Annotated in this window: 26 protein-coding genes, 1 tRNA gene and 1 riboswitch; of the genes, 10 read left to right on the top strand and 17 right to left on the bottom strand. The window is 43.0% G+C overall.

All coding sequences use genetic code 11. The features are described from left to right. The first annotated feature begins 1 nt into the window (after position 1). Together EGI32_RS00760 and EGI32_RS00765 are read left to right on the top strand one after the other, a co-directional pair. Positions 2 to 1132, top strand: a complete 1131-nt coding sequence (locus EGI32_RS00760) for a hypothetical protein (protein WP_255153439.1) — start codon at positions 2 to 4, stop codon at positions 1130 to 1132. A 9-nt stretch (positions 1133 to 1141) separates the two neighbouring features. Continuing rightward, a complete protein-coding gene (locus EGI32_RS00765; RefSeq protein WP_255153440.1) occupies positions 1142 to 2182 on the top strand; it encodes a PfkB family carbohydrate kinase in 1041 nt (346 codons plus the stop codon). Positions 2183 to 2200: 18 nt separating this feature from the next. Here the strand turns inward: EGI32_RS00765 and EGI32_RS00770 are convergent, their stop codons facing one another. The 7 genes from EGI32_RS00770 to EGI32_RS00800 all read right to left on the bottom strand — a co-directional run bounded on the left by EGI32_RS00770 (position 2201) and on the right by EGI32_RS00800 (position 7528). Continuing rightward, the gene (locus EGI32_RS00770) at positions 2201 to 3595 is read right to left on the bottom strand and encodes a deoxyguanosinetriphosphate triphosphohydrolase family protein (protein ID WP_255153441.1); all 1395 of its coding nucleotides are present in this window, start codon (positions 3593 to 3595) and stop codon (positions 2201 to 2203) included. Then, positions 3571 to 3789, bottom strand: a complete 219-nt coding sequence (locus tag EGI32_RS00775) for a hypothetical protein (protein WP_255153442.1) — start codon at positions 3787 to 3789, stop codon at positions 3571 to 3573. Before EGI32_RS00775 ends, EGI32_RS00770 begins: the two co-directional genes overlap by 25 nt. Positions 3790 to 3991: 202 nt before the next feature. Further along, positions 3992 to 4258: a hypothetical protein gene (locus tag EGI32_RS00780; RefSeq protein WP_255153443.1), complete on the bottom strand. Its 267-nt coding sequence runs from the start codon at positions 4256 to 4258 to the stop codon at positions 3992 to 3994. Between the two features lie 213 nt (positions 4259 to 4471). After that, positions 4472 to 5779 (bottom strand): ribosome biogenesis GTPase Der, encoded by a 1308-nt coding sequence (gene der / locus EGI32_RS00785; RefSeq protein WP_255153444.1) that lies wholly within the window; start codon positions 5777 to 5779, stop codon positions 4472 to 4474. A gap of 167 nt (positions 5780 to 5946) precedes the next feature. Beyond that, positions 5947 to 6816 (bottom strand): GTPase Era, encoded by an 870-nt coding sequence (gene era / locus EGI32_RS00790; protein ID WP_255153445.1) that lies wholly within the window; start codon positions 6814 to 6816, stop codon positions 5947 to 5949. A 74-nt stretch (positions 6817 to 6890) separates the two neighbouring features. Further along, on the bottom strand, positions 6891 to 7328 hold the full coding sequence (locus EGI32_RS00795) for a lipocalin family protein (protein WP_255153446.1): 438 nt from the start codon (positions 7326 to 7328) through the stop codon (positions 6891 to 6893). Between the two features lie 128 nt (positions 7329 to 7456). After that, positions 7457 to 7528, bottom strand: a tRNA-Met gene (locus tag EGI32_RS00800). 69 nt (positions 7529 to 7597) lie between these two features. Between EGI32_RS00800 and EGI32_RS00805 the strand changes: the two genes are divergently transcribed. Continuing rightward, positions 7598 to 8359, top strand: coding sequence for an alpha/beta hydrolase-fold protein (locus EGI32_RS00805; RefSeq protein ID WP_255153447.1), 762 nt, complete (start codon positions 7598 to 7600; stop codon positions 8357 to 8359). A gap of 29 nt (positions 8360 to 8388) precedes the next feature. Here the strand turns inward: EGI32_RS00805 and EGI32_RS00810 are convergent, their stop codons facing one another. Then, positions 8389 to 9114: a head GIN domain-containing protein gene (locus EGI32_RS00810; RefSeq protein ID WP_255153448.1), complete on the bottom strand. Its 726-nt coding sequence runs from the start codon at positions 9112 to 9114 to the stop codon at positions 8389 to 8391. A gap of 133 nt (positions 9115 to 9247) precedes the next feature. Then, on the bottom strand, positions 9248 to 9961 hold the full coding sequence (locus EGI32_RS00815; RefSeq protein WP_255153449.1) for a head GIN domain-containing protein: 714 nt from the start codon (positions 9959 to 9961) through the stop codon (positions 9248 to 9250). Positions 9962 to 10261: 300 nt separating this feature from the next. Then, a riboswitch (TPP riboswitch) is annotated at positions 10262 to 10357 on the top strand. A 36-nt stretch (positions 10358 to 10393) separates the two neighbouring features. Here EGI32_RS00815 and EGI32_RS00820 point away from each other — a divergent pair. After that, positions 10394 to 12559 carry a TonB-dependent receptor gene (locus tag EGI32_RS00820; RefSeq protein WP_255153450.1) on the top strand — a complete coding sequence of 722 codons (2166 nt, stop codon included), beginning with the start codon at positions 10394 to 10396 and terminating at the stop codon, positions 12557 to 12559. A 120-nt stretch (positions 12560 to 12679) separates the two neighbouring features. Here the strand turns inward: EGI32_RS00820 and EGI32_RS00825 are convergent, their stop codons facing one another. From EGI32_RS00825 to EGI32_RS00845, 5 genes are all read right to left on the bottom strand, one after another. Further along, the gene (locus tag EGI32_RS00825; RefSeq protein WP_255153451.1) at positions 12680 to 12979 is read right to left on the bottom strand and encodes a rhodanese-like domain-containing protein; all 300 of its coding nucleotides are present in this window, start codon (positions 12977 to 12979) and stop codon (positions 12680 to 12682) included. Positions 12980 to 12989: 10 nt separating this feature from the next. Further along, entirely contained in the window at positions 12990 to 13808 is an 819-nt protein-coding gene (locus EGI32_RS00830; protein WP_255153452.1) for a PASTA domain-containing protein, read from the bottom strand. 127 nt (positions 13809 to 13935) lie between these two features. Further along, entirely contained in the window at positions 13936 to 14919 is a 984-nt protein-coding gene (locus EGI32_RS00835) for a D-alanine--D-alanine ligase (RefSeq protein WP_255153453.1), read from the bottom strand. A gap of 146 nt (positions 14920 to 15065) precedes the next feature. Beyond that, positions 15066 to 15536, bottom strand: coding sequence for a hypothetical protein (locus tag EGI32_RS00840; protein WP_255153454.1), 471 nt, complete (start codon positions 15534 to 15536; stop codon positions 15066 to 15068). Between the two features lie 138 nt (positions 15537 to 15674). Next, the gene (locus EGI32_RS00845) at positions 15675 to 16022 is read right to left on the bottom strand and encodes a 4Fe-4S dicluster domain-containing protein (protein WP_255153455.1); all 348 of its coding nucleotides are present in this window, start codon (positions 16020 to 16022) and stop codon (positions 15675 to 15677) included. A gap of 36 nt (positions 16023 to 16058) precedes the next feature. Between EGI32_RS00845 and EGI32_RS00850 the strand changes: the two genes are divergently transcribed. Both EGI32_RS00850 and EGI32_RS00855 read left to right on the top strand, forming a co-directional pair. Continuing rightward, the gene (locus EGI32_RS00850) at positions 16059 to 17054 is read left to right on the top strand and encodes an acyl-CoA reductase (RefSeq protein WP_255153456.1); all 996 of its coding nucleotides are present in this window, start codon (positions 16059 to 16061) and stop codon (positions 17052 to 17054) included. 336 nt (positions 17055 to 17390) lie between these two features. Beyond that, positions 17391 to 18932: a trypsin-like peptidase domain-containing protein gene (locus EGI32_RS00855; RefSeq protein ID WP_255153457.1), complete on the top strand. Its 1542-nt coding sequence runs from the start codon at positions 17391 to 17393 to the stop codon at positions 18930 to 18932. 210 nt (positions 18933 to 19142) lie between these two features. On the opposite strand, the gene EGI32_RS00860 is transcribed toward EGI32_RS00855, so the two are convergent. Both EGI32_RS00860 and EGI32_RS00865 read right to left on the bottom strand, forming a co-directional pair. Next, the gene (locus tag EGI32_RS00860) at positions 19143 to 19979 is read right to left on the bottom strand and encodes a phosphatase PAP2 family protein (RefSeq protein ID WP_255153458.1); all 837 of its coding nucleotides are present in this window, start codon (positions 19977 to 19979) and stop codon (positions 19143 to 19145) included. A gap of 47 nt (positions 19980 to 20026) precedes the next feature. Further along, on the bottom strand, positions 20027 to 21325 hold the full coding sequence (locus tag EGI32_RS00865) for an alpha-amylase family glycosyl hydrolase (protein WP_255153459.1): 1299 nt from the start codon (positions 21323 to 21325) through the stop codon (positions 20027 to 20029). A gap of 55 nt (positions 21326 to 21380) precedes the next feature. On the opposite strand from EGI32_RS00865, the gene EGI32_RS00870 reads away from it, so the two are divergent. Next, complete coding sequence (locus EGI32_RS00870; protein ID WP_255153460.1) at positions 21381 to 21569, top strand: hypothetical protein; 189 nt, start codon at positions 21381 to 21383, stop codon at positions 21567 to 21569. 251 nt (positions 21570 to 21820) lie between these two features. Further along, complete coding sequence (locus EGI32_RS00875) at positions 21821 to 23050, top strand: 4-hydroxy-3-methylbut-2-enyl diphosphate reductase (RefSeq protein WP_255153461.1); 1230 nt, start codon at positions 21821 to 21823, stop codon at positions 23048 to 23050. Positions 23051 to 23251: 201 nt separating this feature from the next. Here EGI32_RS00875 and cmk read toward each other — a convergent pair whose 3' ends face one another. Continuing rightward, complete coding sequence (cmk, locus tag EGI32_RS00880) at positions 23252 to 23944, bottom strand: (d)CMP kinase (RefSeq protein ID WP_255153462.1); 693 nt, start codon at positions 23942 to 23944, stop codon at positions 23252 to 23254. A gap of 12 nt (positions 23945 to 23956) precedes the next feature. Between cmk and EGI32_RS00885 the strand changes: the two genes are divergently transcribed. Both EGI32_RS00885 and EGI32_RS00890 read left to right on the top strand, forming a co-directional pair. Beyond that, positions 23957 to 24487 carry a hypothetical protein gene (locus EGI32_RS00885; RefSeq protein WP_255153463.1) on the top strand — a complete coding sequence of 177 codons (531 nt, stop codon included), beginning with the start codon at positions 23957 to 23959 and terminating at the stop codon, positions 24485 to 24487. A gap of 93 nt (positions 24488 to 24580) precedes the next feature. Further along, positions 24581 to 24784, top strand: coding sequence for a DUF2188 domain-containing protein (locus tag EGI32_RS00890; RefSeq protein ID WP_255153464.1), 204 nt, complete (start codon positions 24581 to 24583; stop codon positions 24782 to 24784). Positions 24785 to 25253: the final 469 nt, after the last annotated feature.

The following is a 25253-nucleotide window of genomic DNA, read 5'->3' on the forward strand; positions in this document are numbered from 1 at the left end:
TATGAATAATTTCCGTTGGAATCCCTATGTATTATTAGAAGGAAAGGATGTTAAAGATTGTTTTTCTCAACATTTTACTTCAAAGAGTAAAGTTCTTATAATCATGAGCAAAGGTTTCGATATAAGAATGAACATAACTCTAACTGAGTTGTTACATAATAACTCAGATTTAGATATTACTTGTCTACTTATAACTTTCGATGAAGGTTCAGATTCATTTTCGCATAACTATAAAACAATGGTTGACGAAAACATTGCTGAACTCAATTCCCTATTACCCCCAGATAAAATTATTATAAAACAAATCCAACTCTGGCAACAAGCTGGGAGGAGTAAAAGGAGAGTTGGTGATCGAAAGGCAGCTAAAATAATTGATGACATTGACATCTCGAATTACACAGATATAATTGTAGATATAAGCGCTTTGCCCAGGGGCATTTATTTTTCTATGATTGGCAAACTTCTGACACTGATTGATTCTGATATAAAATACGCTAAAACTAATCTACTCATAACGGTTGCGGAAAATCCGGCTCTTGATAAAGCTACAAAAGATGAAACGCCTGATGAAGAATTAAATTTCCTTCATGGCTTCGGAGGTGAAATTGACCGATCTTCAACTGATAGTTTTGAACCCCTAATCTGGATGCCAATCTTAGGAGAAGAAAAATTACCACACATTCAAAAAGCTTACAGTTATCTTGCACCCAACGAGACATGTCCCATATTCCCATTTCCTAGCAGAGATCCCAGGAGACCGGATAGTTTGATGATTCAATATCATTCATTACTTTTTGATGAGATTGGTGTTGAAAAGCAAAATATTATGTATGTTCCTGAGCAAAATCCATTTGAAGCATATATGATCTTAAGCACAGCAATCCAGAACTACAAAAAGTCTTTAAAAGAAATAGGCGAATGTAAAGCTGTTTTGTCCACATTTTCCAGCAAATTGTTATCAATTGGCACCCTTATGGCAGCATATGAATTAAAGGTAAAAGACATTGGGGTTGGAGTTTTAAACGTAGATTCTCATGGATATAAACTTGACGAAAATATAAATCTAGCAGATATGAAAAAGGAAAGCAAACTTTTTGTAATTTGGCTAGCCGGTGAACCTTATCAACAATAATTTTATAGAATGAAACATAAATCAAATCCGGTCTGCATTGGTGCCGGATTAGTAGCTTTGGATGTAATTATAAGTGACACAAATGATACCCCTACTCAATTTTTAGCTGGAGGTTCCTGTGGTAATGTAAATGCTATTTTAGGATTTTTAGGATGGTCTTCATACCCCATAGCCAGATTATCAAAAACTGTAGCAACAGAACTTCTACTTGCGGATCTGCATAATTGGAAAGTCAATTCCGATTTAATAAGCGTTTCTGACGATGGAAGCACACCGATAATCATTCATAGAATTTTAAAAGATAGAAAGGGGTTTCCTAAGCATAGATTTGAATTTAGAAATCCTGAAGATGGAAAATATCTCCCATCATATAAACCCTGCCTTGCCAAATCTGTAGATTCTATCTTTAATACTAGAAAAAAAACCGATATCTTTTACTTTGATCGGATAAACAGAGCTTCAATAGAACTCGCTAAACTTTACAAAACTGAAGGCGCAATTATTTTTTTTGAGCCTTCGAGTGCTAAAGATATCAAAGGTTTTACAGAATGCTTAGAGGTTGCAGATATTGTAAAGTTTTCATCTGATAGAATTACTAACTACTCAGAATTATTTGAAAAATGCAGAGTCAAATTAGAAATAGAAACTTTAGGTGAAAAAGGATTGCAATATAGGAGATCAATGGAAAAGAAATGGCATTCGGTTAATGGCTATTCTATTGACAATCTCGTTGATGCCGCTGGAGCAGGTGATTGGTGTACAGCTGGAGTTATAAATACTCTTTACAATTTAAATAAAAATATAGATTTCATTAGTAATAAAGAGATTGTAAAATCACTTCGTTTTGGCCAAGCATTAAGTGCACTAAATTGTACTTATGAGGGGGCTCGGGGTTTAATGTATAATATATCTAGAAGTGAAATGCTTTCTTATATTCTAAATATAGTTGAATCACATGAGCAAGTAGAGCTAATAAAGAATGATTTTACCTCCGAATATAATATTAAAAAGACAAGTCGTAAAATCTCATCGTTGTATAAAACATTGTAAAACTTTATTAAACACCAATCAATATTCTTTGAAAATAGTCACAGGATCCATAGATTTTAATCTTCCATAAAACTCTATTGCATATCTATCAGTCATCCCCGCAACAAAATCACAAATTATTCTGTTTTTTCTGACTTCGTCAGTCGTAGCTACATAAAATGTAAAATTCTCTTTGGGCAAAAGCTTAGGATTTATTTGTATCGCTTTAAAGATACTTGTAACGATATCAAAACCTCTCAACTCACTTATTAGAATACGTGGTGAATTGACAATAAATTCATAAACAAAAAGCTTTAATGTTTCAACTTGAAGTAAGATATCGGGGTTAAATTTTACTTTTGACAATTGTGGAAAATCTGCGTTAAACTCAAACTCTATACCCCGGATAAATTTGCCAATTAAGTGGCTGCTCGTTTGAGTTCTTAGTCGACCCTCTTGGCCATAAGCTAAATTTAAGGAATAATAAAATTGATTAAAGAATTTGATCTGCTCCTGAGGTCCGAATGTTTTTACTTGTTCAGGGATGTCGGGGTAACCAAATAGAAAATAAATGATATCCTCGATTGTTTTGTATACGGTTTTCTCTGTCACCCCATCTATACCCCGTTTACCCAATTTTTCTGCGACCTTTTTAAAAATGGTTTCTGATACGCTTCGATCTTGTGAATAGATAAAATCAAATAAAGTGTAGAATCCTGCTTTGAGACCATCTTCTAAGTCGAATACTGAATAAGCAATATCATCTGCCAAATCCATTATACCACATTCAATGGTCTTAAATTCTCCGGTATAATCAGGTTCATTTAAAACTGATTCCTTAATTTTTTTTATGAGTTCGCGATCTGATAAATAATATCCTTTAGAAAGTTTTTCATCATCTTCTCTTTTTAACGGTATCTCTTTATCATACTTTAATATTGCGGCTAGAGACCTCATAGTAAGATTTAGACCAACCCTATGTTCCTCCGGTTTAAACTTTTTTTCGAGTTTAGTCAAAACTCGAAGAGTTTGTGCATTACCTTCAAATCCACCGAAGCTTTTCATCATATCATCTAATGCGTGTTCACCTTTGTGCCCGAACGGAGGATGCCCGATGTCATGGGCTAATCCGGCAAATTCAAGAATATCAGTATTAATTTCAAAACCAAATTTCTTTAAATCTTCATTCTCGGAATTTAAACGAATTCCGATAGATTTTGCAATTTGTGCAACTTCTAATGAATGGGTTAATCGGCTTCGAAAGAAATCGGACTCTAGGCCAGGGTATAATTGTTGTTTCCCCTGTAAACGGCGAAAACTATGGCTGTGTAAAACCCTAGCATAATCGCGTCGATAACAAGTACGGTAACTCTCCTCCCCTAAAACAGATTCAGTCTCTTTCAGTATTTTTACTTCGTCTCCTTTTTGATACATTCAACTTTCTGTTTTTCGTCAGAAGATTTGTTTTCTTTTTGAGTAGGGACATAATTAGCAGCAATATGATCCTGGATAGAAGGTATTGGTTCGAAATAATTGATCATTATATTTTCAATTATTTTCTTCTTAATATCTTCAATAACAGGATCATTAAACTGAATCTTTTGCGGAGATGTTTTTGATTCTTCCATTGTTGTAAGATGTAATTTGAAGGTATATATACTTCAATAAATTGGTTGGAGATTTTGAGATTTCATAAATTTAATAAAGAATTGTGTACAAATACAAATAGAAATGTGTAATTCTTGTATATAAATGACTTTCAAACTTTTAAAAATGGTAAAATTACTATTTTTGATAATTTTTGTCATCTCACACAAGAATTCCAAAATATTAATTCACCACCTCCTTCTTCACCCTTTTAAACTTCGCAGATATGGTATCGCCTGCTTTCTTCAGCCTGTCGGAAGCGGTATCCGCAAATTTGTCCAGCTTTACCTTGGCGGTATCGCCAAATTCTTTAAGATCTTTTGCTACTTTATCGGCACCATCGCTTACTTTATCGGCCGTGTTGTCGAGCACATCTTTTGTTTTGGCCTTATCTGCCTGCGTACAACTAAAAACCGTTGCCAGAATAATTACCGAAAGAATATTTTTCATGATTTTTTTTTCGATGAAGTTACAAATCCCGTACCGTACAAAAAAGCGCCCCGGTTGAACGGAGCGCTTTTAAAAAATATTGTTTTATGATATATCCTTCGACAAGCTCAGGATGACAGTCCTGATGGGATGATAGCGGTTGTCCGTCGTCGGTGGTCCGTGGTCCGTCGTCGGTGGTCCGTGGTCCGTCGTCGGTGGTCGGTGGTCTCTCCCCTACTTCTTCCTGAAAAACAACCGGATCGGCACCCCTTTAAAATCAAAATTCTCCCTTAGTTTATTCTCCAGGTAGTTCTGGTAAGGCGTTTTGATATCGTCCGGGAAATTACAGAAGAAGGCGAACGTAGGCGTCCTGGTTGGCAACTGCGTTACATATTTTATGCTGATGGCAATACCCCTCACCACCGGCGGATGGTATTGCTCGATGGCTTTCAGCATCACTTCATTGAGTTTGGAAGTGGCCACCCTGCGCTGACGGTTTTCGTACACCACCAGGGCCGTTTCGATGCTCTGGAAGATACGCTGCTTCTCGGTTACCGAAATGAAAATGATCGGCACATCGGAAAACGGCGCCAGGCGCTGCTTCAGTTCCTTTTCGTAATCGCGGGCGGTATTGGTGCCTTTATCTTCAATAAGGTCCCATTTATTTACCAGCACTACTATCCCCTTTCCTTTTTTTACCGCCATGGAAAATATCGAAAGGTCCTGTGCGGTAATGCCTTTGCCGGCATCCAGCAGCAGCATACATACATCGGCTTCATCCATTGCCTTGATGGCCCGTATTACGGAATAAAATTCCAGGTCTTCGTGCACCTTCGCCTTGCGGCGGATACCCGCGGTATCGATGAGGATAAATTCTTTATTGAATAAATTATAATGGGTATGAATGGTATCGCGGGTAGTGCCGGCGATATCGCTCACGATCGTTCTTTCGGAACCCACCAATGCATTGAGCAAAGACGATTTGCCTACATTCGGCTGACCGATGATGGCAAACTTTGGCAGATCATCCGATTTAGGCTCTTCGCTTTCTACTATAAGGTCGGTTACCGCATCCAGCAATTCGCCGGTGCCGCTCCCGCTGATGGAAGAGAGAAAAAATATGTGCTCGAAACCGAGGCTGTAAAATTCGCTGGCCTCAAGCAAACGTGCATGGTTATCTACTTTATTAACCACCAGGAAAACCGGCTTCGGGCTGCGGCGCAGCAGTTCGGCCATGCTTTCATCCAGGCTGGTGATGCCTGTTGAGGCGTCTACCATGAACACGATGGCATTCGCCTCTTCGATGGCGATGTGCACCTGCTTGCGGATCTCCGTTTCAAATACATCATTACTGCCGGTTACAAACCCACCGGTATCTATCACGTTGAAGGATTTGCCCACCCATTCGGCCACGCCGTATTGCCTGTCGCGGGTAACCCCGCTGACGTCATCCACGATCGCTTTCCTCTGTTCGAGCAAGCGGTTAAAGAAGGTACTCTTACCGACATTCGGCCTGCCGGTAACTGCTAATGTAAAACTCATTTTTAATTGATAATTTTATAATTGATAATGGATAATGTTTCCGATTCGCATTTTATGTACGTCTCGAACCTTCTCCATGTTGTTGTCGAATTTGATAATGTTTAATTTGATAATGATCCCTCTGATAAAAAAATTATCCATTATAAAATTATCCATTATCCATTCAGCTAATATCCGTATTCTTTCAAAAACAAATCACTGTCCCTCCATTTCGGCCTCACTTTCACATATAGTTCCAGGAAAACTTTGCTTCCCAGGAACTCTTCAATGTCTTTCCTTGCCAGTGTGCCCAATTGTTTGATCATGCTGCCACCTTCGCCCAGGATGATCCCCTTCTGGGTTTCGCGGTGAACGATGATATCGGCCCTGATCTTTATGAGGGTGGTTTTTTCTTTAAATTCCTGTATCAGCACGGTGGCATGATACGGTAGCTCTTCCTGGTAAAGCTGGAAGATCTTTTCGCGGATAAGCTCGCTTACAAAAAACTTCGTAGGCATATCACTCAGGTCGTCGCCTTCGTAAAAAGGATGCCCTTCGGGCAGGTAAGAAAGGATGCGCTGCAGCAATTCTTCCACGCCTTGTTTTTTCAAAGCGGAGATGCTTACCACTTCTTTGCAATAGGGTTGCGCAGCATAAAACTCTTTGCTGGCTTTCAATGCTTCTTCATCTTTTACCGCATCTATCTTATTGAGCACCACGATCACCGGCGCTTTCAGTTTCAATTGCTGGAAAATAGCATGGCTTTCGTCTACACTTTCCCTTGCATCGGCAATGAGCAGGGCCACATCCGCGTCTTCGAGGCTGCCTTTTACCGCCTGCATCATCTTTTCGTGCAGTTTGTATTTGGGATCGATGATGCCGGGTGTATCCGAAAGGATCACCTGGTAATCCTTACTGGTAAGGATGGCCTTGATGCGGTGCCGGGTTGTTTGCACCTTATGCGACACGATGGCCATCTTTTCGCCCATCAATGCATTGAGCAGCGTGCTTTTGCCTGCGTTGGGCTTACCAAAAATATTTACGAATCCTACTTTCATTCAAACTATACTTTATAAAAAACAAAAAGCCGGTCTTTTAAATTGACCGGCAAAAGTAGTTTATTTTAATGGGATTACTGTCTTGTAAATGTGAAGGTTGCCTTATCACCGGCAACTTGTATATTGGAAGCTGTACCGGTAATACTGTTACAGGTAAAATTGGTAACTGTAAATGCCTGACCATCAATAGTTACAACTCCTGCGGAAAGGTTCCAAACACCTGTGTAACTGCCGGGAGGATCGCATGACCCACCTGCATCGTTGTATTTGAGTACTTTATCGGCCTGAAGTATATATACGTCATCCCGCTGGCATGGTTCGAGGTAATCTTCAAAAATATCTATTGAAGGGGAAGAGGACGACAGTTTGTAAGTGATGGCCGTTATCTTGTAAGAACCTGCAAGATTAGTTTCATTCAGTTCGCAGCCTGAACCAGGTGCCGGGTCATTGCTCTTGCTGCAGCCGAAAAATGTGAATGCCGCAAGGGACAGGATTAAAAGAATTCTTTTCATAATGTGAGAATAGATTAGTTTTTTAAAAATAGTATAAAAAAACCAGACAGACAATTCCGGGTAAAACTAATAAAGAAAGAAGCTGGAAAAATAAAAGTCCCGTACATCGACTGTACGGGACTTCTGTGTTGCGAAGAGAAGGATCGAACTTCTGACCTTCGGGTTATGAGCCCGACGAGCTACCGCTGCTCTACTTCGCGGTGCAAAAATAAGGTTATATAAGTTTGTAGCCAAAAAATTATACTTTTAATTGAATAAAATATTTTCTCATGAGATTTTTCGCACCGCTTTATACTTTACTCATCCTCTTCCTGTTTTCGTTTTCCGCCTGTAAATCCACCATCAAAGAACTCGACGACCAGGTATATAGCCGCCATCTGCAACGGCAGGTTCCGCTGAAGATCGTTGCTACCCCGATGCCCGACAAAAAAGAAGAGATGAACCTGTTGCTGATGAATTCGGTAGAATTGCTGGATGCGGTGGATGCGAAAAGAATGCTGGACAGTGTGTATAAATCAGGATCCATACGCCCGTTACTCATTGTAGCTTTTGAAGGTAAAAAAGAAGATTATGGCTTTCCCGATACAGGCAACCAGGCAAAGGACTTCAAAGAAGGAAAACAATTTAACGAATTCATTATAGGCGAACTGTATCCTTTCATCAAGAAAAAAGTGGTGACCCGTAGATTTTATTCCATTGCTACCTGCGGGTTCGGCAGGTCTGCAAAAAACGCTTTTTATGTGGCTTTTCACAATGATGACAAGATCACACTCTCAGCCTTGTTCTATCCGCAGTTTGACGCTGGTGAAATAGATGCATTACGTTACTACAGAACCCAGGCCGCATTTGATGCCATGATCGTTACCGGAAGCAGCAATGACAGCACCACCCGGTCCTTTACTAATCTTCATGCCGGAAAACCTACCATTACCACCACATTTGAATATGCCGCACCGGCATTATCGAATGAAAAGCAAATGCCCACACCGGCAACTTTTGCAAAGTTCCTGGCGTGGGCATTTAAAAAGTAAAGGCCTTCCATCTCCGGAAGGCCGGGATCTTACCTGTCTCTTTTCGCTATGGTGCTGGCGCCACTGCTGTGTAATGTTTTCACGATCGCGTCGCCTTTGTAATATACATCGCTGGCGCCACTGGCATTTACCGTAAGTTCCTTATTTACGGTGATGTTCACATCGCTGGCGCCGGAAGATTTTGTATTGCAGATATCTACAGCCAGATCGTATCCTTTGAAATCACTGGCGCCGCTGTTTTCCAGGTTGAGCAGGGATGCCGTACCGCTGATCTTTACATCCGAAGCCCCGCTCAGGTCGATCACCAGTTCATCCGCTTTTACGTTGCCTTTGAAATCGCTGGCGCCCGAAAGCCTGATTTCCAGCTTTGAGGCCTGAAGCGTTCCTGCCACGATCACATCCGACGCACCCGATGCATGCAGCTCATCGATGTTTTTAAAAGCGATATACACTTTCAGTTTCTTATTGTTTCCCCTCCAGCCCCTGTCGCTGTTGTCGTAGGAGATGGTGAGTGTGCTGCCGATGATCACCGTCTTGATCTTATCGGCATACTTTTCTTCGGATGCGCTTACGGCAAGGCTTTCGGTTTCCGACTGGCTGAGATAGATATCGATACCATCGGATACTTTTATCTTGTCGAAACTGCCTGCCAGCACCCGCATCTTTGCATTGGGATCAACCACCAGCTGATCCTGGGCAAAACTGCTGAAAGCAGTGATCACGAAGATGAACAATAAGGAGAAATGCTTTTTCATTGTATAAATTTATTAAATATTAACAATGGATAATGGATAATATTATAATGGATAATGTTTTCGGTTTGTAAATCGTTTAAGAAAGGAAAATCATCCGATCCGAAAACATTATCCATTATCCCGTTATCCATTATCAGGATTTACGTACCGATCCGCCGCTGCTCTTCGTAATGTCTACATTGGTAGCATTGCCTTTGTATTTGATGCTGCCGCCGCTGCTGGCTGAAGCATCGAGGGATTTATTGGCGGTGATCTCGATATCCGCACCGCTGGAAGCTGATGCTGTACAATTGTCTGTTACAAAACCATAACCGTCAAAAGAAGCGCCGCTGCTTACAGAAATGCTTGTTTCGCCGGCTGACCCGGAAAGGTTGATCTCAGAACCGCTGCTTTGATCGATGTTGATGGACGTAGCTTTGATAGCGCCATCAAATTCGGAGCCGCTGGAAAGGCGCAGGTCGAATTTTCCTACATTCAGCTCATTTGTCAGTTTTACATTTGCCCCGCTGGAAGCGCTCAGTTTTGATAATGTTTTTACAGAAAGATACGCTTTAAGCTTCCTGCCTTTTTCCCACTTCATCCGGTTATTATTGTCGAAATATATTTTGAGTACCCCGTTCACTATTTCGGTTTTGAAATCGTCACTGTATTTCTCATCGTTCATGCTTACGGCCAGGGAAACTTCGTTGCCCTGCGTAAGGAAAAGTTCGATACCGGTAGCTACGCTCACCCCGGTAAATTCGCCGGCGATGACGCGTGTGCGGGCATTGGGATCGGTTACAACTTTTGTTTGGGCTGTTGCGTTCAGCGCTACGAATGCCAGTAAGGCGAATAATACTCTTTTCATGTTTTTTCTATTTTTTTGATGGTTGATCGAAACAAATAAATGTTTCATGGCTATACTTCGTAATTAATACGCAGCAGGGGAAAATATGTTACAGCCTCGGGGGGAAAAGTTCAAAAAGTTTCAAAGGTTCAAGAGGTTCAAGAGGTTCAAAGGTTCAAGAGGTTCAAAAGTTAAATAGATCCCTGTAGAACATAACATTTTGAACCTCTTGAACCTTTGAACCTTTGAACTTCCCTAAAAAAAACCGGCTGCTATTATTTTTACACACTATCTTTGCAGCAGTTAGTTTTTTACACATCGCTCGAATTTCCGGGGTGCTTCTTAAATGAGGCTGAGATAATACCCGTATAACCTGCTCAGGATAATACCTGCGAAGGGAGAATCAATTTTGCCGGCTCATGATGCCCGGACGTTCAGCACAAAAATTTATGGATGAAACCAATCATTGCGGCATTATGCCTTTGTGCTTATGGATTGTTTGCGCATGCGCAGCAACCATCATTTAACGACACTTCCTCCCTGCAACCTGTAGAAGTGAAAGCCATCAGGGCGGGCGAGAAAGCCCCTTTTACCCAGACCACCATCAATAAAAAAACGATCCGCCAGGGCAATACCGGGCAGGATATCCCCTTTATGCTTAACCAGACGCCATCGGTGGTGGTCAACTCGGATGCAGGTACAGGTATCGGCTATACCGGTATGCGCATCCGGGGTACCGACGCTACCAGGATCAACGTGACGCTCAACGGCATCCCGTACAACGATGCCGAAAGCCAGGGAACTTTCCTGGTGAACCTGCCGGATTTTCTTTCTTCGGTAAATTCTATACAGGTACAACGGGGTGCCGGAACCTCCTCTAACGGCACAGGCGCTTTTGGGGCAACGGTAAGCCTTTCTACCAACGAAAAAAATGAACAGGCTTATGCCGAGATCAACAACAGCTACGGCTCCTTCAATACCTGGAAAAACACCGTAAAAGCCGGTACCGGCCTGATCGACGGACGATACACCCTGGATGCAAGGCTCAGCCAGATCACCAGCGATGGCTACATCGACAGGGCTTCCAGCAACCTCAAGGCTTTCTATCTGTCAGGCGCCTATTACAGGAAAAATTCCACGCTGCGCTTCAATGTTTTTTCCGGAAAAGAAAAAACCTACCAGGCCTGGAACGGTGTACCAGAAGCTTTATTGGGCAGCGACCGCACTTACAATTCGAGCGGAACGGATAAAGCCGGAACACCTTACGACAATGAAACAGACAATTACACGCAAACACATTATCAATTATTTTTTGATACAAAGATCAACAGCAACTGGAGTTTCAATACAGCGGCTTTCCTCACAAGAGGGCTTGGATATTATGAAAATTACAAAGCCCGGGAAAAATATTCCAAATACGGGTTGCCCAACCTGGTGCTGGCCGATACCACCATCACCCGTACGGACCTGATCCGACAGAAATGGCTCGACAATTATTTTTACGGGCAGGTATTTGCTGCACAATACAAAAAAAATAAAAGCGAGATCACCATCGGTGGCAGCTGGAGCACTTATGATGGTACGCATCACGGAGATATCGTGTGGGCGCAGTATGGCATTGATAAAGGCTATCGCTATTATGATGTAACGGCAAAAAAATCGGAACTGAACACTTATGTGAAATGGCAGTATGAATTTGTGCGCAACTGGAACCTCTTCACCGATCTGCAATACAAACATGTGGAGCATAAGATGAACGGTTTTGCCGATAACCCTACCCTGCTCATCAAAAGGGATTTTGATTTCATCAATCCCAAAGCAGGGGTGAGTTATACCAGCAACGGGTTGAAAGCTTACCTGAGTTATGCGGTGGCCAATAAAGAACCCAACAGGGATGATTTTGAAGCGGGGGTGATCAATCAGCCGAAGAAGGAGATGTTGCAGGACGTTGAACTTGGTGCAGAAAAAAGAACTTCCCGGTATTTTGTTGGTGCTACATTCTATTACATGCAATACAAGGATCAACTGGTGCTTACCGGCCGCATGAATGATGTGGGAGCTTATACAAGGATCAACGTGCCGAAGAGCTACCGGGCAGGTGTAGAACTACAGGCCGGCTATGTGGTGAACGATTGGCTGAATGCCAGCGCCAATGTAACTTTCAGCAAAAACAAGATCAAACGTTTTACAGAGTTCCTGGATGAATACGATGTGGATTACAACTGGATCAGCCAGGTTGCCATCGATCATAAAAATACCGACATCGCATTTTCGCCTTCAGTGGTAGCGGGTGGTATCATCAATATCTTACCGGTAAAAAACCTGCAGGTAAGCCTCATCAGCAAATACGTAGGCGATCAATACCTGGATAATACTCAAAGTGCGCAACGCAGGCTGAATGGTTTTTATACACAGGATGCGAGAGTGATCTATACGATCCAAAAAAAGCTGTTTAAAGAATGGAATATTTCTGCGCAGGTAAACAATGTATTCAGCAAGAAATACGAACCTAACGGTGCCGTGTACCCGATTGTGTATGATGGTGCGGTAGTGTCGGATAAATATTATTTTCCCATGGCGCCTGCCAATTTTGTAATAGGATTGAATATCTCGCTTTAGCGAGATTCAATCCTGTTACAAAATTAGTAATTACGAATTACGAATGAGGGTCGCACGATCTGGAGTTTATACTTCTCCTCGTGCGACCCTCATTCGTAATTCGTAATTATCAATTCGTAATTAAATAGCTTGCCACGCCAGCACCCCACCCTCCAGGTTCTTCACATTGGTAAACCCAAGCGACTCCAGGGTAAGTGCGGCCTGCACACTGCGCCTGCCGCTGCGGCAGTATACGATCACTTCTTCATTTTGCCATTCGGCAATATCGTCTGTCTGCATGGTAAGGATGTTCCCCAGTGGAATGAATGCCCCGCCGATGTTGAATTCCGCCCTTTCATCGGGTTCCCTCACATCGAGCAGGTGTACATCTTCACCTGCATCCAACCGTTGTTTGATCTCCTGTACTGTTACGTTTGTCATGTTGTATTTTTTATTCCGGTGATTTATTTTCAGATGAATCTTTCGGGTTGATCATGACCGGTGATATCCACAGGTCCATGAGTTGCCCGGATTGTATATAATTCAATTGCCTGTTTTCGGGATCGTCAGTAAGCCGCATAGGGCTTTGCCTGATGATGAATGCGGAGCAGGTATCTTTTACCGGGCCTTCGGTGATCAATGCCCCCAGGCTGATCCCCAGTTCTTCAAGCAACTGTTTTGCTTCGCAAAAAGTTTTTCCTTCCAGGTCTGGCACAGGAATATTCTGTTGGTCAATACCACGGGCGATCACCAGGTCGATGCGGCTGCCCCAGAGTACTTTGGCCCCCGATTCAATAGCGGCTCCGTTAAATTTTTGTTCGAGCACGGACCCCATGGTGAAGTCGGGCTTGAACGTGGTATCCCCTAGTTTGAGGTGACTGCGTTTTAATATTTCCAGCGCATAGTTCAGCGATTTGCCTTTCAGCGATGGCATTTCCACCATTGGAAGTGTTTCGCGGTTGACAGTCAGCAAAACTGTACGATTGATTTTTACCGTACTGTTGGCTTCCGGAAATTGTTTGAGCACCGTTCCCATTTTAGCCGTATCCACATACACGGAATCGAGTATGGTGACATCGAACCCCTTTTCTTCCAGGAACCTGATGGCTTCCTTAGTGCTCTTATTGGTAACGGAAGGCACAGTGAGGTATTCGCCGTGCTTGGTGATCATACCGAGCATTTGCAGAATGCCAAACAGGATGAGAAAAAGCAGCCCGATCGCTACCAGTAAATTTACCCAGAAAGGGCGGTGGGTGATGAATTTAAACACAGATTTAGATTTCGTTAGTACAATATTACAGGGAATTAATAATTAATAATGAATAATTAATAATTCCTTTGCCAGAAATAGCCTCCAGCTTTTGATACAAAATTCAAACTGAAATAACTAATAATTATTAATTAAAAGCTTCTTCAATAAGCGCCGAATAAAATTCCTTCAGCGACCATCCCATCGCCTTCACCTGCTGCGGTACAAGGCTTGCGGCGCTTTGTCCGGGTACGGTATTGATCTCCAGCATGTAGGGTTGCCCCACAGTTTCTTCATAGATGAAATCGATGCGTACAATACCGCGGCAGTTGAATACCGAGTAGGCTTTCCTTGCGGCATCCCGTACTTTGTCGGCCACCACTTCATCCACTTCCGCGGGGGTGATCTCCTCACTGGCGCCTTCATATTTCGCTTCAAAATCGAAGAACTCGTTTTTCGAAATGATCTCGGTCATCGGCAGGGCGATGATCTTTCCTTTACTGCGGAAAACACCGATAGTAAGTTCCCTTCCTTTGATGAATTCTTCCACCAGTACCTGCTCGTCTACCGCGAAAGCTTTTTCGAGGGCCGCGGGCAATTGTGCGGGCCCGGTCACTTTGCTCATGCCCAGGCTGCTTCCGCCGTTGTTTGGCTTCACGAATACCGGTAGTTTCAACTGGTCCAACACCTGTTCGGCCGTAGTACCGTCATTTTTAAATAAATGCATCGACTTCGCCACATATATACCGGCAAAAGCTGCTACCGCAACAGTATATCGTTTGTTGAACGTAAGCGCCGATGTGGCTGCATCGCAGGATGTATAAGGAATGTTGAGACAATCGAAATACCCCTGCAGCTTCCCGTCTTCGCCGGGTGTACCGTGCAGGCCAATGAGCACTGCATCAAAAGTTATTTTTGAACCATCCACGGTAATGGAAAAATCATTTTTATCCACTTCGCTTTTTTCACCCGAAGGGGATTTATAAAACCAGCCCGAAGGATGGATATCTATCAGGTAACAATCCCATTTGCCGGAATCGATGTTATTGAAAATCGTTTCTGCACTTTTATAAGAAATGACCGCTTCCCCGGAGTACCCGCCGGTGACAAGGGCTATTTTTTTGTTACTCATATGTTTTTTATTACAAGAATTAAAACAACTTGATCGACCTCCGGGGTTTTAAAACCCCCGGAGCGTCTACCCCGAGACCTCCGGGGTTTCGAAAACCCCGGAGGTCTACCCTAAGACACCCGGAGGTTTCGAAAACCTCCGGGGTCTTATTCTTCTTCGGCTCCTTCATTGCCGGTATCCAATACAAATTTCCAGCTGCCGTCGTCCTGCTTTTTCCAGATACTCACATAAGTACCATAGATGACAGTATCCACACCATTCGGGTGCAGTGCATAAAGGCCATAAGTATATCCCAGATCGGCTGATTTAGATACGAATACTTTTTGTGGCTCCCAGTTAAGTTTGTAAGAAGTATCGTTTTGCTGGATAAGGTAGTCGATGGCATGTGCCCCTACTATCGGCATCTGGTTTGGCCTGAGCAATACCCCATTGCTGTCGATATATTCGATGAATGCATTCTTCATTCCTTTTTCGACACTCAGATCGGAAAATTTCCGGTCGGTTTCCATCAGTGCCTCTCTTTCCGCTGCCAGGTCGGGAACCGCAGCGTCTTTTTTTCTTGTCTGACAGGAACATATGCAAATGATCACCAGACAAATAAAACCCCCTCTCGTCATATGATGCTTTTAATGATGGGCAAGATAATGATAATACCAAAGATAGTATTAACAAAAAGGCGAAAGTATTATTAAAATACCCTCGCCAGGATGCAGGAAATATCACCTGCCTGATTAAGCCTTTCGGCTACAAAAAGGTTAAATATGCAATTTCTCTTTTTTCCCCATCAGCTCGGCTACCGTTTCGCGGTAATCTTCATCAGGTACACAGCAATCTACCGGGCAAACCGCGGCACACTGTGGTTCTTCATGAAAACCCTGGCACTCCGTGCATTTATTGGGAACGATATAATAAGTATCTGCCGAAATCGGAGCATTGCGCTGGTCGGCATCCAGGGTGGATCCATCCATCAGGGTAAAAGTGCCTTTAATGGTAGTTCCATCGGATATAGCCCACTCAACACCGCCTTCGTAAATCGCATTATTCGGACATTCGGGCTCACAAGCCCCGCAGTTTATACATTCGTCTGTTATCTTTATTGCCATCTATCGTAATTTTGGTGTAAAATTAATAAGAATAACATGGATTTACAAGAACGAATTGATTTAATGGTGGAAATAGGAGAATATTTTAAAGCCGATCATGAGGAATGGAAAACAGTGAAACAACAGGCTTACCAGAAAAATGGCTGGTTTACACCCGAATTCATACAAAATGCTGCTGATCAGCTGGCAGACAATTTTCTGCAAAAAGACAAGCTGACTGCCTGGGCTGCCCATTATCACATCGATGATAATATTTCCCCGAAAAATGTGGGTATCGTGATGGCAGGAAATATTCCTCTGGTGGGCTTCCACGATTTTTTAACGGTTTTCATCAGCGGGCATTACCAGACGGTAAAATTGTCGTCGAAAGATGATGTATTGCTGAAACATATTTTCAAGCAGATGTATTCGTTGCACATCGAAACGCAGAATCATATTTCCATCGCGGACATGCTGAAAGGGTGTGATGCATATATCGCCACCGGCAGCAATAACTCCGGCCGGTACTTTGAACAATATTTTGGAAAATATCCTAACATCATCCGCCGCAACCGTACGTCTGCAGCCATTCTTACAGGAGATGAATCTGCCGAAGAACTGTTGAAATTATCCGATGATGTGCATTTGTATTTCGGCCTGGGCTGCCGCAATGTGACCAAGATCTATGTTCCGGAAGGATATGATTTCGTTCCGTTGCTGGATGCTTTCAAATCGTACGCTTATTTTGCGGATCACCACAAATACAAGAACAATTACGATTACCAGCTTTCCATTTTATTGCTGAATAATATTTATTACATGACGGATGGAAGCACCTTGCTGATTGAGAACGAGGGGCTTTTTTCGCCCATCAGCCAGCTGCATTATTCGTTCTACCAACAAGGAGAAGATCCGGCGGCTGAATTGAAAGATAATGAGGATGTGCAATGCATCGTGTCTAAAAATGAGATACCTTTCGGAGAGGCGCAACACCCGCAGTTGTTTTCGTATGCGGATGGCGTGGATACGATGGAATTTTTATTGGGCTTGTGACGACAGACCACCGACGACAGGCGACAGACCACAGACAATCCACCGGCCATAGGGATACAGACGATTGAATAAAAAAATTAAATTGCTATCAGAAAAAACTTTCAGCCATTATAAACCCGTCGTCCGTGGTCCGTGGTCTGTGGCCTGTCCTCGGTCGTCCGTAGTCTGTCGTCCGTGGTCGCCCTTCCCATCTACGAAAGCTTTACTAATTTAGTGTTAAAGATGGCAGGAGGTAATGTACATTCTGGCAGTGCATCGTTACTTTGTAGGCGAGGCACACGATTTGTGAATTGGTAGTGCTGACGAAAAATTGAAGAAAAATAAAACCTTAGAAAAATGAAGATCAAACAAATTTTCGCAACTGTCGCTATCAGCGCAGTAACCACATTGGGAGTGATATGGGGTTATGGAAAATTCATGAAGAATGATAATTATTATGGCGGCCAGCAATCGGGTGTGTTACCGGCAAACTATAAATATGCAGGGTACACCGATGGCAATACCCCACCCCCGAATGGTGCAGTCGATTTTACCCAGGCTGCACAAACTTCCATTCCGACCGTTGTGCATATCAAAACCAAAACGAATGCAAAACAGGTAACCAACAGCCTGCCACGCAATCAGCAGCGCCAGAATCCTTTCAGCGACTTTTTTGATGATGATATGATGAACCAGCTTTTTGGCGGCGGCAGAAGCGGGATGATCCCTGAACAAAGGGCTTCCGGCTCGGGTGTGATCATCGGGGAAAACGGCTACATCGTAACCAACAACCACGTAGTAGCGAATGCCGATGAAGTGACGGTTACTTTGAGCAACAAAAAAACATACACCGCTAAAGTGGTGGGAACTGATCCTGCCTATGATCTCGCTGTGATCAAGATAGAAGCTTCCGGCCTTCCTTACCTCGTATACGGCAATTCGGATGACGTAAAGATCGGCCAGTGGGTATTGGCGATCGGTTATCCGCTGAACCTGGAAACTACGGTTACCGCGGGTATCGTGAGTGCAAAATCCAGGAGCCTTGGACTGAACAGGGACAGGTCTGGCCAGGCATCAGGAGCGGTAGAAAGTTACATCCAGACGGATGCTGCGGTAAACCAGGGCAACAGTGGTGGCGCTTTGATCAGTACCGATGGTAAACTGATCGGTATCAACTCCGCGATCGCTTCGCCAACGGGATATTACTCCGGTTATTCTTATGCTATCCCGGTGAATATCGCTAAAAAAGTAGTGGATGATATCATCAAATTCGGTACGGTACAAAGGGGCTACCTGGGCGTACAATATGTGCCTGCCAGCGATATGAGCAGCGCGGAAAAGAAAAAACAAGGCATCCCCGAATCGGCTTACGGCATTTATGTTACGGATGTTCAAAAAGAAGGGGCTGCGTATGAAGCCGGTATCCGCAGAGGTGATATCATGAAAAAGATCGGTAATGTGGAAGTGACCAGCGGTGCGGAAATGCAGGAACAGATCAGCAACTACAAACCAGGAGATAAGGTACCGGTAACGTATACGCGAAATGACAAGGATATAACCACTACGGTTACCCTGAAAAACAAAGCAGGTAATTTTGATATCGTAAAGGGCGAAACAGCGATTGATCTTTTAGGCGCCGACCTTGCCAATCTTGATCCGAAAAAAGCCAAAGAATATGGAGTAAATGGCGGTGTGGTCGTTAAGAAAATAAAAGATGGTGTGCTTAATGATCAGACAAGGATCAAAGACAGTTTCATCATCATGAAAGTGAATGACCAGGATGTAAAGAATATGGAAGAATTGAAAACCGCCATAGGTAATAATAAAAATTTAACCATCAGCGGATTTTATCCTGGTTATGATGGATTATATGATTACCAGGTGACTTTGGGGGAATAAAACAAATCTATGATCTGAGATGTATGATCTATGATCTAAGATGTATGATCCAGGTCTTCCCGGATTAACTTATATAAAAAAATCCCGTTCCAACAGTATTGTTGGAACGGGATTTTTTTTATCGTTCCAACCGAAAGAGATCATACATCATAGATCATAGATCATACATCATAGATCATACATCTTAGATCATAGATCATACATCATAGATTAATTGCCCAATTTGTACACTGCTGTCAACCCGTTACTCCCCTCTCCAAAACTTGGATACAGCGTAATTTTCTGCTTTTCATAGTTTTTATTCCTGTGGAAATGTGGAATTAATATCCCGGAAAGTGTACCGATCGTGGTGCCCACTATTACATCCGACCTGAAATGCTGCCCTGCTTTCAACCTCAGCAAACCGGTAGTTACTGTAGCGGCACCTGCAACTGCATAAGGCGCCCATTTGAACCGCATCTGCGGATGATAGGCCGTATACACCTGCGCCATGAAAAAGGCAGAAGATGCTACAAAGCCCGGATGGCCGGCAAAGAAAGAGTTTCTTGCACCACCACGGGTACGTTTGGTGATATCCACCGTGGGGTTATAAGCGTATGGCCGGAACCGGTTGGCAGCCATCGCGGAGGTAACATAAACAGAACCGAATGCGCCCAAGGTTTCGAGGTACATCAACCCTATCTGTCCCGCATCTTTGCGTATGCCTTTATCGAATAACAATACCAATGGTAATCCCATACTGCCATAAAAAAACAGGTCACTTGTTTTTGCTGCTTTCGGATCATAGTTATCCGCAATGGGGCGGTCAAACTTATTGATATCACTAATTTTCAAGGCCATCACTTCCGCCTCGGGCACGGGATCGCGGCCATATACTTTTGACATACCATAGAGCGGCCAGGCTACGAGTGCGGCCGTTACCGGTATTTCCCACTTTTTGTTGAACTGAAAAGGACGTTGCGGATCGGGACTTTTATCTGTTTGTGCAAATGCGGAATGAGCGGCCAGAAATGTCACCATCATCACCGCCATCAGTCTGTATGCCATAGGTTGCTTTTTGATTTTTATGCTATCAAAAACAAAAAGCAAGCCATCTAGCCTTTTTCGTATACGAGGTATTGCCAGGGGCGCATTACAAATGCTTCATCTAATGGAAGCTCCAGGTGATCCTGCGGAAAAAATACATTGCTGAATTTCCCTTTCACTACCGGGTCAGACAGGTAAATGGTAGATTCTTCCGGGGAAAAATTCAAGAGTACGAATACTTCCTGCCGCCCGTTTGAACGCAGGTATGCCAATACTTTCTCCCCGGACCCCGTCGCCGGGAGATAAGTGGTCACCGCATCATCCGCTGCATGCAATGCCGCATTGCGCCTGCGCAGTGATAACAATGTACTGTAAAACGCGGCCATGTGATATTCACCATTCCACGCGATCACATCCTTATCAAAAAATTGAAGGCGTTTATGATTGGGTAATTCCTGCCCGCTATAGATCAGCGGAATGCCATCCCAGGTAAAACTATGCACCGCAAACAGCAAAGCCGAATCGCCATACTTTTCATATTCAGTTCCGTTCCAGCTGTTTTCATCGTGATTGCTGGTGAACCAGAGTTTTACCGGATGATCGCCTGCCCGGTCATTATAATCCTGAAGTAATTGTGTGAGCGTATTGAGCGGTAATTGTTTTTTGTAAAAATCCTCGGTGCTGTGCATCCATTTCCAGGTGTAGGCTGCATCAAACACTTCCATGTACTCGCGGCTTTCGATCGGATCCATTTCGGCGAGCCAGAAAAGATTTTTTGTCTCCTCCAGCGCAGTTCTTGCCTGCTGCCAGAAGTCTACCCTCACCCACGATGCCAGGTCGCAACGGAAGCCATCGATGCCGGCAGTTGTTATCCAGTAACGCATCGACTCAATCATGGCAATTCGCATATCGGCATTGTCGTAATCCAGCTCTATAATATCGTCCATTCCACTGGCTACTTTGAAAGTGCCGGTTGTTTCATCGTGTTGGTAATAAGACGGGTTGGTTGTAGTCCACACATGATCCCAGCCGGTATGATTGGCCACCCAATCGATGATCACTTTGAAACCCAGTGCCTGTGCGCCTTTCACTAATGAAATAAAATCTGCGAGGGTACCAAACTCAGGATTGACAGCCGTATAATCGCTGCAGGCATAGGGGCTCCCCATCGTTCCTTTTTTGTGTTGCTGCGCAATGGGGGTGATGGGCATGAACCAGAGCGTTTCAACACCCATGGCACGAAGCCTGGGCATTTCGTCAAAAAAAGCATTGAAGGTCCCTTCGGGTGTGTATTGGCGTACGTTGACCTCATAAACATTGGTGGAATTTATCCAGCCGGCCCGGGGAAATATGCCTGTTTGTTGCATGGTGATTGATTTATAAGTTTAAAGATAGGAGCAAATGAATAGCTATTCAAAACATATGACCGGACTTCTGCACCGGTTGAATACACACATCGTACCTACGGCACGAAAACACCCGGTTACTATACTGGCTACCCAGACATTGTCGCTACGGGACAAAAATGCGGTATTATTCAGCTGGTCTGAAAATTATCGGATAAGACAAATGTATGTCCCGTACGGACATGGTGCGGTAGAAAAATTTTAATATAATCATTCCTGCCGCAGGTACGGTTTATGAAAAAATGTAGGCGCTTTTTTGTTCCGTAGGAAGAATGTGCCGGTAGAAAAATAATAATATGAGCGATCCGTGCCGTAGGTACGGCTTGTGAATGCGCAGGCAGAATGCCATTCGATTTCCGAAGGAAATAAAAATCTGTGCAATCCCCGTTATCCCCTGAAATCTGTGCTCCCTTTCTCCCATTCATATTCAAAAATCATTGGTAACTTTGCTGCGCAATGAAGCAGTTCACCATACCATTCACCTATCGTAGTCCGCTGATCTCTGCCATCAAAGCCAGGCGCAGGCAGCAGGATAAGATGAAAAAAGATTTCACGCCCACCCTGCTCGATTTCGGGCCGGTGCAGATATACCTTGCCCGTCATTTCGGGTTTTGTTATGGGGTGGAAAATGCCATCGAGATCGCTTTCAGAACGGTGGATGAAAATCCCGGCAAACGGATCTTTTTGTTAAGCGAAATGATCCACAATCCGCAGGTAAACAAAGACCTCATAGCCCGCGGTGTCCGTTTTTTGCAGGATACCCACGGCAATAAACTGATCCCATTTGAAGAACTCACGCAGGATGATGTAGTGATCATCCCGGCTTTCGGCACTACACTGGGCATTGAAGAAAAACTGAATGCGATCGGCATCGCCACTGAAAAATACAATACCACCTGCCCTTTTGTAGAAAAAGTATGGAACCGCAGCGAACAGATCGCCAAAAAGAATTACAGCGTAGTGGTGCATGGCAAACCCTCACATGAAGAAACGCGGGCCACATTTTCGCATGCCGCCGCTGGTACACCTACCGTTGTGGTAAATGATATGAACGAGGCCATACTGCTGGGCCGTTATATTACCGGGGAAAAACAGCCGGAAGATTTTTACGTGGATTTCAAAGAAAGATATTCAGCAGGATTTGATGCTGCGAAAGATCTTGAACGCATCGGTGTAGTTAACCAGACCACCATGCTGGCCAGCGATACACAGGCGATCTCAGATTACCTTAAATCCATCATGCTGAAGAAATATTCGCTGGATGAATCGAATATAGAAGAACGTTTTGCCGATACAAAAGATACATTATGTTATGCCACCAATGATAATCAATCGGCAGTGTATGGCTTGCTGAAACAACCGGCTGATATCGCCATAGTGGTCGGCGGATACAACAGCAGTAATACTTCACACCTGGTAGAGCTGACCGAACAGCAACTCCCTACCTATTTCATCAACGACGCGGATAAGATAATTTCAGCAAATGAGATCCATCATTTCGATCTGCATACCCATTCCGAAAAAGTGACGACCGGTTTTCTTCCCTCCGATAACCCTGTAAGAATATTGATGACGAGCGGAGCCAGTTGCCCGGATGCTGTGGTGGAAAAAGTGATTGATAAGATCGCGGGATTTTTTGGGACAAGTATAGAACAGGCAGGCTTAGAAGGCAAAGAACCGCTTTGATCTCATCCGCGAAAAATTGTAAAAAAATTTGTGAACTTTTTTTGTGGACCCTTTCCAGGTCCACCGTGTAGGTCCACACACAATACGCAGATTTTCAATGAAGTAAGTTTGTGGACTTTTGGGCAAAAAATGCCTTTTTTCGTGTGAACTCCGGGTTTTGTGGACTTTTTGTGAACCTGTCCACCCGCCTTATAATTTCAATCAAACGCCCGCTTTTTCCTTTAATTGTTTGACCAGCCCTAATGCGAAGTCAAGCTGCTCCTCCATACTGATGTGGGTATTGTCCAGCAGAATTGCGTCATCCGCTTTGCGCAACGGGCTCACTTCGCGATGGCTATCGATATAATCACGCATTTCGAGGTTATCTTTCACTTCTTCAACAGTGATGTTGGGATTTTTTTCATACATCTCCTTGAACCTTCTCTCTACTCTTGTAGCTATATCGGCTGTCATGAATATTTTCAGTTCCGCGTTGGGAAAAACAGTGGTACCGATATCCCTGCCGTCCATCACGATCCCTTTTTTCTTTCCCATCTTTTGCTGTTGTGCCACAGCGCAGGTGCGAACGGCTGCAATGGAAGCCACTTCACTCACTTTTTCGGCAATGACCAGGTCGCGGATAACATACTCCACATTCTCTTCATTCAGGAAGATCTCCGATTGTTTGGAATTTTCATTGTGCTCGAAATGGAGATGGATATGATCCAGTGCTTCCGCTACTTCTTTTTCATCCGTCCAGTCTATATGATTGCGCAGAAAATATAACGTGATCGCCCGGTACATGGCACCGCTGTCGATGTAAGCGTAGCCGAGTTTTTTTGCCAGTTGCTTTGCCAGCGTGCTCTTTCCGCAGCTGCTCCATCCATCAATCGTTATGATTATCTTTTTTGCCATCTGTATGCAAAAATGGCTAAAAAAAAGATGCCGTCAAAATATCAAATAGAAATCATAATAATTATCTTAGTTCAAATTCTACCCAAAGTGATTACTGCGACAACACTTGCTTATTTATCTTCACAAAAGCAAAAGGGTTCTATTACGCTGTTGAAAAATAACAGGAATGCGGCTTCAATTTACTTAATGGGATATGCACTGGAATTTAGTTTCAAGAGAAAAATCGTAAACACACTTGCATTTAACCGGGGATTTCCTGAAACCAAAAGCGATTTCACCTTTTATAATCCTCAGATTGCTGCATTCAATGCCATTAGTACGGGTATAGCAATTACTCAACTAAGGCAGATAAAAAATCATAATTTGAGTGATTTAATTATTTTTTCCGGTGCAGAAACTCGCATTAAATCTTCATTTTTAATTGAATGGCTAACAGTCCAAAGTTGGAATCCGGAAAACCGGTATAAGATAAAAAGATATACATCAGATCAAACCAATGAATTTATCAGGTCCGCAAAAGTAATTATAAGAGAAATTTCGTAGTTTTATAATAAGAGAAAATAAAATGTCACAGGTTACAAAAAAAAATCATCAGTAAAAGCAGAAAGTGCAACTCGTGGCCGAAAAAAGGTTGCGATGTCGAGTTCTATTGAACATGTTTTACCATTGGGTAACGGCTGGATTGTCAAAAATGATAAATCTGCTAAGTTTACTACAATCACTGATACAAAAAAAGAAGCAATAGAAATAGCTAGAAACATAGCACGTAAAAAAAATATTATATTACTTGTTTATGCTAAAGACGGCACTATACAGTTAGAAGAAAGTTATGTAGAATAAAAAACTTCATGATAAAAAAAACTGTTCTAATCGAACAGTTTTTTTTTATTAACCTATGCTTCCGATTTTTTTTCTTTCTTATTCAACTCTATTTAAGCTGAAGAAAAAAGCCACGAATACACGAATAAAATTCGCTTTGAATAAAACTATTTCATTCGTGTATTCGTGGCAAAAAAATACCCGCTTTTTAAGCGGGTATTCAATTTATTTTTCGAAGATCAGGCTTCAGATTTCCCTTTCTTCTTCGACCCTATTTACGTTGAAGAGAAAAGCCACGAATACACAAATAAAATTCGCTTTAAATAAAACTATCTCATTCGTGTATTCGTGGCAAAAAAATACCCGCTTTTTAAGCGGGTATTCAATTTATTTTTCGAAGATCAGGCTTCAGATTTCCCTTTCTTCTTCGACCCTATTTACGTTGAAGAGAAAAGCCACGAATACACAAATAAAATTCGCTTTAAATAAA

Origin of the sequence: Ferruginibacter sp. HRS2-29 (assembly GCF_024343615.1) — a bacterium.
GTDB lineage: Bacteria > Bacteroidota > Bacteroidia > Chitinophagales > Chitinophagaceae > Ferruginibacter.